General features: G+C 53.8%; 13 protein-coding genes. 11 read left to right on the forward strand and 2 right to left on the reverse strand.

Going from position 1 to position 15,418, the window contains the following annotated elements:
* Nucleotides 1-12 precede the first annotated feature (12 nt).
* The 9 genes from R3F50_15390 to R3F50_15430 all read left to right on the forward strand — a co-directional run bounded on the left by R3F50_15390 (nt 13) and on the right by R3F50_15430 (nt 11,059).
* Nucleotides 13-2,244, forward strand: a complete 2,232-nt coding sequence (locus R3F50_15390) for a bifunctional prephenate dehydrogenase/3-phosphoshikimate 1-carboxyvinyltransferase (protein ID MEZ5491686.1) — start codon at nt 13-15, stop codon at nt 2,242-2,244.
* 8 nt (nt 2,245-2,252) lie between these two features.
* Nucleotides 2,253-2,924 (forward strand): (d)CMP kinase, encoded by a 672-nt coding sequence (cmk, locus tag R3F50_15395; protein ID MEZ5491687.1) that lies wholly within the window; start codon nt 2,253-2,255, stop codon nt 2,922-2,924.
* Between the two features lie 159 nt (nt 2,925-3,083).
* Nucleotides 3,084-4,760, forward strand: coding sequence for a 30S ribosomal protein S1 (rpsA, locus tag R3F50_15400; GenBank protein ID MEZ5491688.1), 1,677 nt, complete (start codon nt 3,084-3,086; stop codon nt 4,758-4,760).
* A gap of 49 nt (nt 4,761-4,809) precedes the next feature.
* A complete protein-coding gene (gene ihfB / locus R3F50_15405) occupies nt 4,810-5,121 on the forward strand; it encodes an integration host factor subunit beta (GenBank protein MEZ5491689.1) in 312 nt (103 codons plus the stop codon).
* A gap of 190 nt (nt 5,122-5,311) precedes the next feature.
* Nucleotides 5,312-6,517 (forward strand): lipopolysaccharide assembly protein LapB, encoded by a 1,206-nt coding sequence (gene lapB, locus R3F50_15410; GenBank protein ID MEZ5491690.1) that lies wholly within the window; start codon nt 5,312-5,314, stop codon nt 6,515-6,517.
* A gap of 47 nt (nt 6,518-6,564) precedes the next feature.
* Nucleotides 6,565-7,302: an orotidine-5'-phosphate decarboxylase gene (pyrF, locus tag R3F50_15415; GenBank protein ID MEZ5491691.1), complete on the forward strand. Its 738-nt coding sequence runs from the start codon at nt 6,565-6,567 to the stop codon at nt 7,300-7,302.
* Between the two features lie 73 nt (nt 7,303-7,375).
* A complete protein-coding gene (locus tag R3F50_15420) occupies nt 7,376-7,702 on the forward strand; it encodes a ComEA family DNA-binding protein (protein MEZ5491692.1) in 327 nt (108 codons plus the stop codon).
* A 233-nt stretch (nt 7,703-7,935) separates the two neighbouring features.
* Nucleotides 7,936-8,964, forward strand: coding sequence for a glycosyltransferase family 4 protein (locus R3F50_15425; GenBank protein ID MEZ5491693.1), 1,029 nt, complete (start codon nt 7,936-7,938; stop codon nt 8,962-8,964).
* Nucleotides 8,965-9,073: 109 nt separating this feature from the next.
* Complete coding sequence (locus tag R3F50_15430; GenBank protein ID MEZ5491694.1) at nt 9,074-11,059, forward strand: nucleoside-diphosphate sugar epimerase/dehydratase; 1,986 nt, start codon at nt 9,074-9,076, stop codon at nt 11,057-11,059.
* Nucleotides 11,060-11,158: 99 nt separating this feature from the next.
* On the opposite strand, the gene R3F50_15435 is transcribed toward R3F50_15430, so the two are convergent.
* Nucleotides 11,159-11,719, reverse strand: coding sequence for a peptidylprolyl isomerase (locus tag R3F50_15435; GenBank protein ID MEZ5491695.1), 561 nt, complete (start codon nt 11,717-11,719; stop codon nt 11,159-11,161).
* A 513-nt stretch (nt 11,720-12,232) separates the two neighbouring features.
* Between R3F50_15435 and R3F50_15440 the strand changes: the two genes are divergently transcribed.
* Both R3F50_15440 and R3F50_15445 read left to right on the forward strand, forming a co-directional pair.
* Complete coding sequence (locus tag R3F50_15440; GenBank protein MEZ5491696.1) at nt 12,233-12,493, forward strand: hypothetical protein; 261 nt, start codon at nt 12,233-12,235, stop codon at nt 12,491-12,493.
* Between the two features lie 135 nt (nt 12,494-12,628).
* Nucleotides 12,629-13,087 (forward strand): DUF885 family protein, encoded by a 459-nt coding sequence (locus tag R3F50_15445; GenBank protein MEZ5491697.1) that lies wholly within the window; start codon nt 12,629-12,631, stop codon nt 13,085-13,087.
* A gap of 74 nt (nt 13,088-13,161) precedes the next feature.
* On the opposite strand, the gene R3F50_15450 is transcribed toward R3F50_15445, so the two are convergent.
* Nucleotides 13,162-14,997, reverse strand: coding sequence for a monovalent cation:proton antiporter-2 (CPA2) family protein (locus R3F50_15450; GenBank protein MEZ5491698.1), 1,836 nt, complete (start codon nt 14,995-14,997; stop codon nt 13,162-13,164).
* Between the last annotated feature and the right edge of the window lie 421 nt (nt 14,998-15,418).

Here is a 15,418-nt window from a genome sequence, read left to right on the forward strand (position 1 = left end):
GAGTTACTGGAATTGCCACTTACAACAGACAAAACCGTTCTGATTATTGGCCTTGGGTTGATCGGTGGATCTATTGCCCGTGGCCTCCATGGGGCGCTGCCAGGGCTGCAGTTGCTGGCCGCCGATGGTGATCAACAGCAGCTTGACTGTGCCATAGCTCAGGGTGTCATCAGCCGCGGCAACCGGGATCCGCTGGCGCTGGTAGCGAAAGCCGATCTGATCGTTCTGGCTGTGCCGACTCTATCAATCCCCGCGATCCTGCGGCAGATCGCACCCTTGATGCAGCCCAGAGCAGTGGTCACCGATGTGGCAAGCGTGAAGCAGTCGGTGGCCGAGGCAGCCCAGGAGTATCTCGGTGAGCGCGTCGGGCGTTTTGTGGCAGGGCATCCGATCGCCGGATCGGAGAAGAGCGGTTTTGCGGCCTCCAACGGAAGTCTTTTTGACGGCCGTAATGTGATTCTGACGCCGCTGGATAATGCCGATCCTGACGCGGTTGCTCTGGTACATGCACTGTGGCGCAGTCTGGGGGCCAGGGTGCTTGGTATGTCGGTCGCCCGTCACGATCAGGTGCTGGCGGCTACCAGTCACCTGCCGCACCTGCTTTCCTATGCGTTGGTGGACGTACTGGTCAAGAATCAACAGAGCGAAGATATCTTTCGTTATGCTGCCGGCGGGTTTGCCGATTTCAGTCGCCTGGCCTCCAGCGATCCGACCATGTGGGCGGATATTTTTGTTGCCAACGCCACGGCCACGACGGAGGTACTGGACGACTATATCGCTCATCTGCAACACCTGCGTAATGCATTGCAAAACAAAGATTATCAGCTGCTTAGAAACACTTTTGCCTCAGCTAAAACCATTCGGGACAGATTTGTAAGGAAGTTCAATCAGAATATGAAGTCCGAGAATCACGAGATAAGGAAACAGGTTGATTACCAGGCTTCGCCCGGTGGTCAACTGTCAGGTGCCATCAGGGTGCCCGGTGATAAATCCATTTCCCACCGGTCCGTCATTTTTGGCTCTCTGGCCGATGGCGTGACCCGGATCAGTGGCTTTCTGGAAGGAGAAGACGCCCTGAATACGCTGGAAGCGTTTCGGGAAATGGGCGTCACCATTGTCGGGCCCGAGCGCGGCGAACTGACCGTTTATGGGGTCGGTATGGATGGCTTACAGGCGCCCCGCAAACCCCTTTATATGGGAAATTCGGGCACCGCCATGCGCCTGCTGGCCGGGTTGCTCGCAGCACAGAATTTTTCCAGTCAGTTAACCGGCGATGAGTCCTTATCAATGCGGCCGATGAAGCGTATTGCCGATCCCTTGCGAAAAATGGGTGCCAGGATTGAGACTACGGAGGCGGGGACGCCCCCACTGGTCATAACCGGCAGCAGTTTGCAGGGTATCGACTATCAGTTGCCCATGGCCAGCGCCCAGGTTAAATCCTGTCTGCTGCTGGCGGCGATGTATGCAAAGGGCGTAACCCGGGTGCAACAGCCAGCCGTTTGCCGTGATCACACGGAGCGGATGCTCCGCGGGTTTGGCTATCCCATCGAGGAAGATCCCCAGGTAGGTGAAATCCGGCTGACCGGAGGCCAGCGCCTGACCGCAAGTTCTATTGATATACCGGCCGATATCTCCTCGGCGGCTTTTTTTCTGGTAGCTGCCGCCATCGCGCCGGGCTCTGAGTTGTGCCTGCAACATGTGGGTATCAATCCAACTCGCACCGGGATAATCGATCTGCTGAGAATGATGGGTGCCAGCATTGAGTTGCAAAATCTGGCTGAGGTGGGCGGTGAACCCGTTGCCGATCTGCTGGTCAGGTCTTCCCGTCTGCATGGAATCGATATCCCCGCCGAACTCATCCCGTTGGCTATTGATGAATTTCCGGCCTTGTTCGTGGCGGCGGCCTGTGCCGAGGGCGTGACGCGATTGCGTGGCGCCGAGGAACTGCGGGTCAAGGAAAGCGACCGGTTGCAGGCGATGGCTGACGGGTTGGAAGCGCTGGGTGTTGCCCATACACTTTACGACGACGGCATCGATATCACCGGCGGTCAGATAACGGGTGGTGAAATTCAGAGTCACGGTGACCATCGTATCGCCATGGCCTTTGCGGTAGCCTCCCTGCGCAGCAATGGACCCATTGTTGTGCGCAACTGTGCCAATGTGGCAACCTCGTTCCCGGGTTTCGTCGAGCTCGCTAATCAGGCGGGCCTGCGGATTCAGGTTTGTTCTGAAGCCAGTGATTGACTATGACCATGACCAAGGCGCCAGTTATTACCATCGATGGTCCCAGCGGTTCCGGCAAGGGCACGATTTCCCAGCTGGTAGCGGATAAGCTCGGTTATCACCTGCTCGATAGCGGCGCGCTCTACCGGATTCTGGGATGCGTCGCTTTGCAGCGCCAACTCGATCTGACTGATCAGGACCTGCTCGCCCGCACGGCGACCGGATTGGCGATTCGTTTCGGCGAGCGGGGGGCCGGGTCGGTAACTGTCGATGGCGAGGATTTTACAGATCTGATCAGGCAGGAAGTGGCCGGTGAAATGGCATCCCGCGTCGGTGCGCTGCCTGCCGTTCGCGAGGCTCTTTTCGAGCGCCAGCAGGTGTTTCGCCAGGCACCGGGCCTGGTGGCCGACGGTCGCGACATGGGGACCGTGGTTTTCCCCGATGCCAGTCTTAAAATCTTTCTCACCGCAAGTGTGGAGGAACGCGCTAAAAGGCGATATAACCAGTTGATAGGTAAGGGTATTGGTGCTATTCTGCCCGACCTTTTGCGAGAGCTGCAGGAGCGGGACGCGCGCGATAGTCTGCGAGCGGTTTCGCCACTTCAGCCTGCCGAGGACGCCCACATCCTGGATACCACTTCACTTTCTATCGACGAGGTGGTGGAGAAAGTCATGGACCTGGTCGTGCAGTCACAGGACTGACCCTCGAGTCTGAACATCTCAAAAGACCGTTCAATTCCGGCTTGACCAGCATAGGCCGGCATCGAACATTTGTAAATTGACCCCGTATCGGCTGGGATTCGGCATGGTTATGTGAAATCTTAAATAATTCACATAACTTATTAATATTTAGGAATTTTAATGAGCGAAAATTTTGCAGAACTTTTTGAAGCAAGCCTGAGCGAAATCAACATGACGCCAGGTTCCATCGTCAATGGAACCGTGATTGATATCGACTCTGACTGGGTGACCGTCAACGCAGGACTCAAGTCAGAAGGGGTAATCCCAAGGTCGCAATTTTTGAACGAAAGCGGCGAGTTTGACCTGGCTGTCGGCGATCAGGTCAAGGTGGCGCTGGAAGCCGTGGAAGACGGTTTTGGCGAAACACGATTGTCCAGGGAAAAGGCCAAGCGTGCCGAATCCTGGCTGGAGCTGGAAGATGCCTTCAACAAGAATGAAGTGGTCAAGGGCGTCATTAATGGCAAGGTTAAAGGCGGGTTTACTGTCGATCTGAACAACATCCGCGCGTTCCTGCCCGGTTCGCTGGTGGATATCCGACCGATTCGCGATACCACGCATCTGGAAGGCCAGGAGCTCGAATTCAAGCTGATCAAGCTGGATCAGAAGCGCAATAACGTTGTGGTTTCGCGACGGGCCGTGCTGGAATCTGTCAGCACTGAGGAACGGGATGCGTTGCTGGAGAAGCTCCAGGAAGGTATCACCATCAAGGGGATTGTGAAGAACCTGACCGACTACGGTGCTTTCGTTGATCTTGGTGGTGTGGATGGTCTTCTGCACATAACCGACATGTCCTGGAAGCGCATCAAGCACCCTAGCGAAATTGTCAACGTGGGTGACGAGATTGATGTCAAGGTTCTCAAGTACGACCGTGAGCGCAATCGCGTGTCTCTCGGCCTCAAACAGCTTGGCGAAGATCCCTGGGTCTCCATCAAGGCCCGTTACCCCGAGAATACTGTTGTGAAAGCGGTGATCACCAATCTGACCGACTACGGCTGTTTCGCCGAGCTGGAAGAGGGTGTGGAAGGTCTGGTACACGTTTCTGAAATGGACTGGACCAACAAGAACATCCATCCTTCCAAAGTGGTGCAGGTGGGTGAAGAAGTCGACGTCATGATCCTGGATATTGACGAAGAGCGTCGTCGAATTTCCCTCGGCATCAAACAGTGCTTCCAGAACCCCTGGGATCGCTTTGCTGAAAGCCATGACAAGGGCGACCGCGTTAAGGGCACCATCAAGTCGATTACTGATTTTGGCATTTTTATTGGCCTGGAAGGCAATATCGATGGCCTTGTGCACCTGTCTGACATTTCCTGGGAGGATACCGGCGAAGAAGCTGTTCGGGGCTACTCCAAGGGTGATGAGATCGAGACTGTCATTCTTTCAATAGATCCAGAGCGGGAGAGAATCTCCCTGGGTATCAAGCAGCTGGAAGAAGACCCGTTCATGGATTATGTGGCGGAATTCGAGAAAGGCAGCATCGTCAAGGGTAAAATCGTTTCAGTGGATGCGAAGGCCGCCACTATCCAGTTGGCCGACGGTGTGGAGGGCGTTCTCAGAGCCTCCGAAATCAGCCGTGACAAGGTTGAAGATGCGCGAAATGTGTTGAACGAAGGTGACGAGATTGAAGTTAAAGTCGTCAGCGTCGATCGCAAAAACCGCGTTCTCAGCGTGTCAGTCAAAGCTATCGAAATCGATGATGAGAAGGCTGCCATACAGGAGCACAAGAAACAGGAAGCTGGCGATGCAGCTCCGGCTACTATCGGAGACTTAATCAAGGCACAGATGGACAAGTCGTAGCAGGCTTGTCATCTGGAAGTGCCGCCACTGTAATTGAAGGAACGAGGCCATGACCAAATCTGAACTGATAGATAGAATCACGGGAAAGCAAACGCAGTTGTCTGCAAAGGACGTGGAACTGGCTGTGAAAGCGATTATCGAGTACATGTCGCAAACGCTGGAAGGCGGCGGCAGAATCGAGATTCGTGGTTTCGGCAGTTTCTCTTTGCACTACCGCGTGCCCAGAATTGGTCGTAATCCGAAAACCGGAACGCCAGTGGCGTTGGCGGGTAAGTACGTGCCTCACTTCAAACCTGGTAAGGAACTGCGGGACAGAGTCAATCAGAGTATGGCTACTGATCAACACTTTTCCGTTTCCTGATTAATTTTCAGGCAATAACCGAAAAAGGCGACCCGGTCTTACTGGCTGGTTCGCCTTTTTGTTTTGAACGATACGGCTGACAGAGGTTAGCCCTGATATACTAAGGCCCGTTAACAGACCCCAACCGAAAGCAGGGAATTCATCTCTTGCCGCTCTTGCCACCAGTGAAATACGCCGTGAAGATACCAGTATGATCGAGTCGGGAATCACATTTTATTTGTGGTTACTGCTGGCTGTTGCGGCCGGCTGGTTTATGGCCCGCTATGGTAAAAAACCAAGCAAACGATCGGGGCGGACTACCAGCAATATTTACCACGACTACTTTGTGGGCCTTAACTACTTGCTGAGGGATGAACCTGATGAGGCCATAGATACCTTCATCAAGGGCCTGGAGATCAACGGGGACACTGTCGAAACCCATCTGGCTCTCGGCACGCTGCTGCGGCGCAGGGGCAAGGTGGACAAGGCTATAACTGTGCACCAGGACCTGCTTACTCGTTCGGGATTGTCCAGTGAATTTGGGGATTCGGTCAGGCTGGAGCTATCCAACGATTACATCGCTGCAGGTCTGCTGGACCGCGCGGAGCGGTTGCTGAAAGAGCTGCTGTCCGAAGCCAATCCGTCCAGATGGGATGCGCTTGCCCAGCTTGTAACGGTCTACCAGATTGAAAAGGAGTGGGGGCAGGCAATAGAAGTCGTCGAGGAATTACTTCGCAACTCCCGATACCGACGAGAAAAATCACTCAGGAGCGTAGCGGCCCACTACTGTTGCGAGCTTGCACAACAGGCCCTGGCCAGTGACGATCAGAACAAGGCGAGAGATCACCTGCGCAAGGCATTCCAGTTTGACCGAAGCAGCGCCCGAACCTGCATGCTGCTGGCGGAACTGGAAAAAAAGTCAGGCAATTTGGAAAAGGCCAGAAAAGAGCTGTTGAGAGTGGCGACCAGTCAGCCGCATCTGATTACCGAGGTTATCCCGCCACTGCGGGCATGTTATGAGTCAGATGGGGATTCCAGGCAGGCGGCCGAATTTAAAAAGGTGTTATCCAGGCTGCTCCAGGAGCAGCCCAGTTCCACCGTGCTGCTGGAACTTGCCCGGCTGGTGAAGATCCAGGAAAGCGATGAAGCCGCGCGACAGACACTGGCTGACGGGCTGCGCGCGCATGCTTCCCTGAAAGCCTGTCTGGCTCTGTTGCAATTGCAACTGGAGGATTCTCAGGGTGAAATCCGACAGCAGCTGGAACTGAGCACATCGACACTACAGAATTACCTGGAGTCGAAACCTGGCTACCGTTGTGAGCAGTGCGGCTTCGAGACGCGAAAATTGTACTGGCAATGCCCAAGTTGCCAGAAATGGGATCAGCTTAATCCCATCAAGGGGGCCGATGGGGATTAGCCCGGGCCGGATCAACTGACCCGCGTAACCGTGGGAGGGAGACTTAATTGACTAGTGCAAACACCGTTACCGATAGCAATCGGATTATTGTCGCGCTGGATGTGCCCGACGCCAACGCGGCGTTGCGCCTGCTGGATCAACTTGATGCCTCTCGATGCCGGGTGAAAGTCGGGAAACAGTTATTTACCAGCTGTGGGCCGTCTCTGGTGCGCGATATCGTGGGCCGGGGCTTCGATGTATTCCTCGATCTTAAGTTTCACGATATTCCAAACACTGTCGCTGGTGCTGTCCTGGCGGCTGCAGATCTTGGCGTCTGGATGCTTAACATCCATGCTTCCGGTGGGCGGGCCATGATGGAAGCGGCAGTCAGCGCGCTCTCGTCCTGGGGCTCCCAGCCACCACTGTTGATTGGAGTGACGGTGTTGACCAGCCTGTCCGCAGACGATCTTGTTGAAGTCGGCATCAAGAGCAGTCCTGAAGAGCAGGTTCAACGCCTGGCGATACTAAGTGTTGACTGCGGACTTGATGGGGTGGTCTGCTCTGCAGCGGAAACCGGGCTGCTGCGACGCGCGGTTCCTGATAATTTCTGCCTGGTAACACCGGGCATCAGGCGGGCAGAGGATGCGGCAGGCGATCAGAAACGAGTCGTCGGACCTGCGCAGGCCATCAGAAACGGGAGTACCTATCTGGTGGTTGGGCGGCCCATCAGTCAGGCGGAGTCTCCGCAGCAAAGTCTGGAGGCATTTAATCGGGAGGTTTCTGGCGTTCCTGGCGACATTGACTAGACTTAGGTTAGCGGTGGCGACACTGCGATTTAATCACAGTCAATAGAAAACATTCAGTAATAGGGAAATTACTATGAAACCAGCAAGCACCCCATTTGCAATTCTGCAGGCCCTGTTCCTTTGCGCGACCTTCGCCCTCAGTTCTATAGCCGGTGCCGCCGACAACCCGATTGGCGATGGCACGGTTCAGCAGCAGGTCGATATTAACTCTGCTGATGCGGCAACACTGGCTGAGGCTCTGGACGGTGTGGGCCTTGTCAAGGCTCAGGCTATCATCGAGTACCGGCAGCAGTTCGGAAAGTTTCAATCATTGGAGCAGCTGCTGGAAGTGAACGGAATAGGTGCGGCGACTCTGGAAAAGAACCGGCACCGGCTGATGGTGAACACCGAGCCAAACTGATTCGCGCACTGATGTGCAATAAGAGTATTGCCGGGCACCGATACCCCGGTGCCCGGCTATCTTTAGCGATGGAAGCCTGCACGAACCTAAGAGGCGGCACCGGTGTCATTAATTTTCCTGCTGTAAATATCTGCCTGCCCGACTTAGAATGAAGTAGTCTGAATGGTGGTCTGAACGTTGTAGCAGTATTGTTCAGATGGTTCTTGGTGGTTTGGCTTGTCAGGTTACGGTTCATGTTGAATTGGGGGATGCTGATTGCTGTGCTGACCGGCACAGCAGTCCTGGCCTGGGTCTTGATTGGGTTCAATACGGGACACCGATGGCTGGATCATCCGAATTCCCGCAGCGCCCACAAACACCCCATGCCCTCTGCCGGCGGAATCGCCATGCTGATCCCGTTGCTGGGCGCTCTTCTGTATTGTTGGTTGGCAGATCTGCTTACTGCCCAGGAGGCGCTGGTCTTTGCCGGCTGCCTGTGCGTGGCCCTGGTCGGCCTGCTGGACGACTTACTGACATTAAGCATACGCTGGCGCTTGCCAATCCAGTTTGCGGCGGCGACCTGGGTTATTTACTGGGTAGGCTCTCTGCCAGCCGTGCAATTGGGCGTATGGAGTCTTGAGTTTCCCACCTTGGTTCATATCCTCGGCGCACTGGCTTTTGTATGGCTGCTCAACCTGTTCAATTTCATGGACGGTATCGACGGTCTTGCCGCCAGTGAAGCCGGCTTTGTAACGCTGTTGTCATGCCTGTTCGCTATAAAGGCAGCAGACCCCGCTGTTGGCATCATGGCGTCTGTTACCTGCGCTGCCACCCTGGGGTTTCTGGTTTGGAACTGGGCGCCGGCGAAAATTTTCATGGGTGATGTGGGTAGCAGCTTGCTGGGCTATCTACTGGGGGCGCTGGCTTTAGTCAGTCTTTCCCATGGCAGCATGAACCCCTGGTCCTGGCTGTTGTTGCTGGGTGTTTTCGTCGTCGATGCCACTTACACGCTGGTGTATCGCCTGTGCTCCGGACAACGCTGGTACGAGGCTCACAGCAGTCACGGGTACCAGATCGCGGCACGATTGCTGAGCAGCCATCAGCGCGTGACGCTGGTGGTGCTGGTGATCAACCTGGCCTGGCTGGCGCCATTGGCCTGGCTGGCTAATCACAGTCCTGAAGTGGGAGTTTACCTGACTGTGTTAGGATTACTTCCTGTGGTATGCCTGGCCAGATGGCTCGGCGCTGGAACGGCTGGCCGCCATTTGGCAGAGGCCGGCTGATTACGTCAGAAGCCTGAAAGTTGTGGGCACGACATCCCGATAAGAAGATAATGCTTGAAAAAATTACCGCCGGATTGAAGGGTGGATTTCGACGGGTAGGAGACAAGTCATGAATCCTTACAGTATTAAACTTTCCAGGTCAGTCAAGCAGATCCTGCTCATGCTTTCTGACTACCTGCTGCTGTTTGTTACGCTTATTTTTTCGATGGCGTTGCTGGGTCAGGATTTTTTCGCTTATAACCAGTCATTCTATTTCTACCTGCTGGCGGCCAATTTCGCCGGCATCCTTTTATTTGGCAAGCTGGGGCTCTATCGTGCCATTGTGCTTTACATGGGTTTTCAGTCGGTACTGGTTCTGCTGCAAGGGATCACCGCGGCCACGGCGCTGGTTGCAGCGGCGATAGTTCTCAGTGGTTATCAGTTGGACACTTCCTACCCGCTGCTGGGAATTTACTGGATGATGTCGCTTTTGCTGATCGGTGGAAGCCGCTTCGTGGCGAAGATGATTCTGCAGGCATTGATCCAGAATTTTCGCCCCAAGGAGCCGGTAATCATTTACGGCGCCGGTAGCTCCGGCATGCAACTGGTTGCTGCTCTGCAAAGCGGTAATCAGTATCTGCCAGTGGCCTTTGTCGACGATGGTCAACAACTCGTCGGCAGCATGGTGCATGGCATCCGTGTGTACAACCCCAATGCGCTCTACGATCTTATCGGGTCCTATTCCGTCAGGCAGATTTTGCTGGCCATCCCGTCGGCAACCCATACTGAACGTAAAGAAATTCTGAATCGATTGGAACATCTTCCTGTGCACGTAAAGACCGTGCCCGACCTCTTCGAGATGGTGACTGGAAGAATGGGGGTCGATGAGATCAGGGATGTGGATATTGAGGACCTGCTTGGACGGGATACGGTTCCCCCCAATCCAGATTTGCTGGGTGCCTGTATCACCGGGCAGTCGGTTATGGTGACCGGAGCGGCCGGTTCTATCGGGGCGGAGTTGTGCCGGCAAATAATCCTGCTGCGTCCTGCCAGACTTGTGCTGTTGGATAATTTTGAGTTCGGTCTCTATACAATCGAAGGGGAATTGCAGGAAACCCTGGCGGGTCTTGATGCGTCCAGCCAGGTGGAAATAGTCTCTTTGCTTGGCTCGGTCTGTAACCGGGTGCAGATGGAGAATGCGATTGCCGAGTTTCAGCTGGATACCGTTTACCATGCTGCTGCTTACAAACAGGTCCCCATGGTGGAAAAGAATATCATCGAGGGCGTTCAGAACAACATTTTCGGCACCCTGGTGGCGGCGACGGCGGCTGCTAAATTCGGCGTCAAAAACTTTGTCTTTATTTCCACCGACAAGGCTGTCCGTCCTACCAATATAATGGGTGCGACCAAGAGGTTTGCTGAGCAGATTCTGCAAGCCATGTCCCGTGATCAGAAGACCACCAAGTTCAGCATGGTCAGGTTTGGTAATGTGCTTGGTTCGTCCGGTTCAGTTGTGCCCTTATTCCGAAGACAGATTTCCCAGGGTGGTCCGGTAACTGTTACCCATCCTGAGGTGACCCGTTACTTTATGACCGTGCAGGAAGCAGCGCAGCTGGTGATTCAGGCAGGCTCCATGGCCGGTGGCGGAGATGTCTTTGTCCTTGACATGCATGAGCCTATCAAGATCATTGATCTGGCCAAAAAAATGATCCACTTGATGGGCTACGATGTGAAGGATGAGAAGTCTTACCGCGGAGACATTGCCATAGAATACACAGGCCTGAGGCCGGGCGAGAAACTGTACGAAGAATTGCTGATCGGTGAGTCTGTAACCGGAACCGACCATCCTAAGATTCTGCGTGCCGAGGAAGAGTTTCTTCCCTGGAGCAAGCTGGCTGAGCTGATTCACCAATTGAAAAGCGCGTGTGCAGAAACTGACCTGGTGGGTGCCCGCGAGCTGTTGGTTGAGGCAGTGGACGGATTCGAACCGCAGGGTGATATTATGGACCCTTTGTGGTCCAACCGCAGGCAGGCACAGTTACCACTGGAAGACTCTCAGGTCGACACCGGCAGCCGGGTACCAGCTGCCAAGGTGACACATCTATTCAAGGACTAGATAAAATAAACAGGCACAAAACTGTGTTGTCAGTGCCCCGGCCGGATCCAGGTCTGTGTCGGTGAGAAGATCCGCCGGCAGAAACCTGATAAATTCTGTTTATTGTTTGCGGCTGACAGAGTTAATAATCACTGCCTCGGTGGGTACGTCGGCGTAGCCCCGGACTGTCCCGGTTTCCACTTTGGCGATTTCATCAACCACCTCCATTCCCTCAATGACCTGTCCGAACACGGCATAACCGAAGCCTCGTGGTGTTTCATCCGTGTGGTTAAGGTAGGCATTATCCACCAGGTTGATAAAGAACTGTGAAGTAGCGCTGTCCACAACGCTGGTGCGCGCCATGGCGAGAGTGCCACGACGGTTCTGCACATCTGCCCGGGCCTCGTTTTTGATCGCGTCATAAGTTGATTTCTGCACCATGTCAACATCAAAACCGCCACCCTGAATCATGAAACCATTAATGACCCGGTGGAAGATAAGCCCGTCGTAGTAATCATTGTCGGTGTAGCGTAAAAAGTTTTCCACCGAGATTGGTGCCTTGTCAGCAAACAGTTCTATGGTAATCGCGCCTTTGTTGGTTTCCATGACTACAACCGGGTTTTCCTGGGCCCATGCGGTAACACTGAAAACCACAACCATTGACAATAATAATGCACGCATCGCGTTGAATCTCCTTAAGAAATGGGTGAAACCGAACAGACACAGCTTCTTGTTGATTTAAGTGTAACTATACAATACTTGATTCTGCCTACACCACCTGTCTAGCTGGCGTCTGTCTCAATACTGCGCTGTTTGATAGCGAGGCTGTTTGATCTGGATCGCAATACCGGGGCGGAGCGCTTTTTCGATCAGACCTGAAAAGAAGATAACGTAATGAACAATAAGTATATTTCACCAATTTTAGCTGTTGACTTACTATTGATTTCTTTGCTGTTAACCGCCTGTGGAGACGCACCTTCTTCTGTCTCCTGAGTTGATCAGTTTATCAGCGATTTTACGGATGAATGGTTCAGGCAGGATCCCAACCAGGCTGTGCGAAGCCAATATTTCCAGGGGGACGAACAAGATGGGCTGAGTCGGGAATTAACCCCTGTGACGAGAGAGTGGCGCGAGCAGAGACTACTTCTCGCTCGACGTGGACTTGAACAACTTGCCAGCTTTGATTGGGGCTCAATGTCTGACAATCAGCGGCTTTCCGCAGAAATCATGCAGTGGCAGTTACAAAGCCTTATCGATAGCGAGCAATTTATCGATTATGACTTTCCGCTGCAGCAGATGAACGGGGTAAATGTCGGGCTGATCAACCAGCTAGATGTGACCGATCTGACTGCGGAGGAAATTCACACTATCGGGTTACAGGAAGTAGCAAGAATTGAAGAGGAAATGGACCGCCAGCAGACGGCAGTCGCCCCGGTATTTTTCAAATGCCACTGAGACCAAGCCGGCTGACGCAGTTCGGTCTTCGCTCACTGGTCTATCATGAAACTGTGCCCGGCCATCATTTTCAGATCGCTTTGACAGTGGAGACCACAAGCTTACCCGCCTTCAGGCAGATACGGGCGCTGGGGATTGTCCGCAAGCAGCGAAGGCTGGGGCTTCTATGCCGAACGTTTTGCCACAGAGGACGGTTGGTATGATTACGATGCGATTGGCAGGCTGGGACAATTGAATAGCGAACTGTTCCGGGCCAGAAGACTGGTAGTTGATACCGGCCTTCATGCCATGGGCTGGACGCGTCAGCAAGCAATTGATTTTGGAATTGAGGCCAGTGAGGTTGAACGCTATGTCGTGATGCCCGCTCAGGCCTGCTCCTACATGATCGGCCAGTTAAGAATCATAGAATTGCGTGAGCGGGCGCGGGACAGGCTCGGTGACCAGTTTTCACTGCGGGAATACCATAACCAGGTGCTGGCTGTGGGCATTGTTCCCTTACAATTCTGGAGCAGAGAATCGATAAGTACATCGCAGAAAAACACGGTGCGGCCTAGCAGGCTCGCAAGGTCAGGTGCTTTGGGGAAAAGCACCTGACACCGCAGTAATCACTTGCGCCAGCTTTCCTGTCTAACACTCACCACCAGCAAGTCAAGGCCGAATTCCGCTTTTTATTCGTGGCCTGGTTGGTTTATGTGAGACCCAGGACTCTCGCCGGCTGCCTCACTCTCACTTTGTAGCAGGCGGCGAAACTCTGTTGCGGCATCCTGTGCGGTTTGAATCATGGATTCATGGTCGTCAACCAGTGCAGCCTGCTGTTCGATCAACTTGTTATCAAGTTGCGAGAAAGTTGCAATCATGGAGTTCGCTTCCTCCGGTTCGCAGCCAAGGGCCAGCAGAACACTGCGGGAAATCTCCAGGCTGGACAACAGTGTGTCCCGAATTACAAAATCCACTTCCAGGTTTCGTAAACGAATCTCATGGTGGCGATTTCGAGCTCTGGCCATGATGCGCAAATTCGGATACCGCCGCTTCAGCTGGCGGGTGATCTGAATACTCTTTTCAACGTCATCAATGCAGAGCGCGAGGATTTTTGCCTCTTCCACGTGTGCTGACTCCAACAGGGAGAGATGCAACAGATCACCGTAGTAGACTTTATTGCCGAACTGGCGCACGAGTTTGACCTGCGCCGGGTTAGTGTCTATCGCGGTAAAGGGAATTCCCTGGGCGGTTAATATTCGTCCTAGTATTTGGCCGACACGTCCAAATCCGGCGATAACAATAGCGGGGTTGCCTTTATCAACTGAGTCGCCCGAAGGCAGGCCCAGTGCAGCCAGCTCTTCTTCGCTGGTCTGTTCTGTGCTGGTGGCATGGGTGACAATCTTCAGTATAAGAGGAGTCATGGCCATTGATACCGTCACTATCATGACGAGTTGATCTTTCAGAGTGGAATCCAAGATCAGAACCTGGCTGGCCAGGGTGAACGCCACGAAACCAAACTCGCCACCCTGGCAAAGGTAGGCTGACAATCGCAGGCTGCGACGATTGTCCAGGCCATGCAGTCTGCCAATAGGATAGAGGACGGCAATTTTCAGGAGGATCAGTGCTACTACTCCCCCGATAACAACTGCCCAGCTGTTAACCAGGATAAGAATGTTGGTCGACATACCAACTGCCATGAAAAATAAGCCCAATAACAGCGCCTTGAATGGCGCGATGTCCGCTTCCAGCTGGTGTCGGTATTCTGAATCAGCGACCAGGACGCCTGCCAGAAACGCCCCGAGGCCCATAGATAGACCGATAGATTCCATGATCAGAGCAGACCCGATTACCAGCAGCAGGGCGGTGGCCGTAAAAGCCTCCTGAACTCTCGTCCAGGCAACAAGGCGCAGAAAAGGGATGAGCAGGTAATGGCCGGCTAAGATAAATCCACAAAAAATTAACAGAGCGAGCCAACCCCCGACAGAGTCGTGACTGGCGCTGTCCTGCGCAGCTTCGCCGAGGGCCAGCATCGGAATAATCGTCAGAAACGGGATGATGGCCAGATCCTGAAACAGCAGAATGCCGAATGCCAGCTTTCCCTGGCTGGAGGTCAGTTCATTGTTGTCAGCCAGCAATCGGAGAGCAAAGGCCGTACTCGACAATGCCAGTCCAAAACTGACAACGATGCCGGTCTGCCAGCTCATAGAGGTCAGTTGCAGGAGCAGAAATAACACCAGGCCGGTAACGGCTAACTGCAGGCTGCCAGCCCCAAAAATGAGTTTGCGCAGGGCCCACAGGCGACGTGGCTGCAGTTCCAGGCCTATTATGAACAACAGAAAGACCACGCCTATTTCTGAAAAATGAAGAATATCTTCTGTACTGTTGATAAAGCCCAGTACCGAGGGACCAATCAGGATTCCGGCGCCGACAAAAGCAAGGACGGCACCAATGCGGGATATTTTTCCGAATAGTGCGCCGAATGCTGCGGCAAGAAGCAGTACGGTAATTTCTGTAAGAAGGCTCATGTTTTGGTCTCAGGGTGAAATCAGAAATTCAGATTCTGTCAGATGGTCAATTTGCAATGCAGATCTTTCGGTTTCAGTCTGACTTATAGTATCGGCAACATCGTTGCGAAGCGAGTGGATTGGTTCAACTCATTCAGGGAACCTCTGATTGATTTGAGAAACGCTCTGCGGGAGTCTGACGGGCGTCACTACAAGGCGTCTTGCGCAGGAAGTGGCCCAGCCCCTGCCAAACGTGACAACGCCGCAGGGGCGCCCGACAGGCCCCGCCCGAAGGGGCTTTCAGGCGAGCGCACTACCTTCGTTGCCTCGCCTTGACAGGCCGATGCTGAATGAAATGGCTGAGTCTCGATTCACGGCAAAAAGCAGTAAGCTGGCGCCTTGACTGCGACAATAAACGCCCGTTCCATAAAACTCCAAGGGT

The organism is Gammaproteobacteria bacterium (genome assembly GCA_041395725.1).
In the GTDB taxonomy this organism is placed as follows: Bacteria; Pseudomonadota; Gammaproteobacteria; order Pseudomonadales; family Pseudohongiellaceae; genus NORP240.

What these genes read in the sequence shown, in the direction of transcription:
- R3F50_15435 (MEZ5491695.1), bottom strand. Translation starts at nt 11,719, where the DNA reads ATGCGTGCATTATTATTGTCAATGGTTGTGGTTTTCAGTGTTACCGCA.
- rpsA (MEZ5491688.1), top strand. Translation starts at nt 3,084, where the DNA reads ATGAGCGAAAATTTTGCAGAACTTTTTGAAGCAAGCCTGAGCGAAATC.
- R3F50_15430 (MEZ5491694.1), top strand. Translation starts at nt 9,074, where the DNA reads ATGAATCCTTACAGTATTAAACTTTCCAGGTCAGTCAAGCAGATCCTG.
- R3F50_15420 (MEZ5491692.1), top strand. Translation starts at nt 7,376, where the DNA reads ATGAAACCAGCAAGCACCCCATTTGCAATTCTGCAGGCCCTGTTCCTT.
- R3F50_15450 (MEZ5491698.1), bottom strand. Translation starts at nt 14,997, where the DNA reads ATGAGCCTTCTTACAGAAATTACCGTACTGCTTCTTGCCGCAGCATTC.
- lapB (MEZ5491690.1), top strand. Translation starts at nt 5,312, where the DNA reads ATGATCGAGTCGGGAATCACATTTTATTTGTGGTTACTGCTGGCTGTT.
- R3F50_15440 (MEZ5491696.1), top strand. Translation starts at nt 12,233, where the DNA reads ATGTCTGACAATCAGCGGCTTTCCGCAGAAATCATGCAGTGGCAGTTA.
- R3F50_15425 (MEZ5491693.1), top strand. Translation starts at nt 7,936, where the DNA reads ATGTTGAATTGGGGGATGCTGATTGCTGTGCTGACCGGCACAGCAGTC.
- ihfB (MEZ5491689.1), top strand. Translation starts at nt 4,810, where the DNA reads ATGACCAAATCTGAACTGATAGATAGAATCACGGGAAAGCAAACGCAG.
- cmk (MEZ5491687.1), top strand. Translation starts at nt 2,253, where the DNA reads ATGACCAAGGCGCCAGTTATTACCATCGATGGTCCCAGCGGTTCCGGC.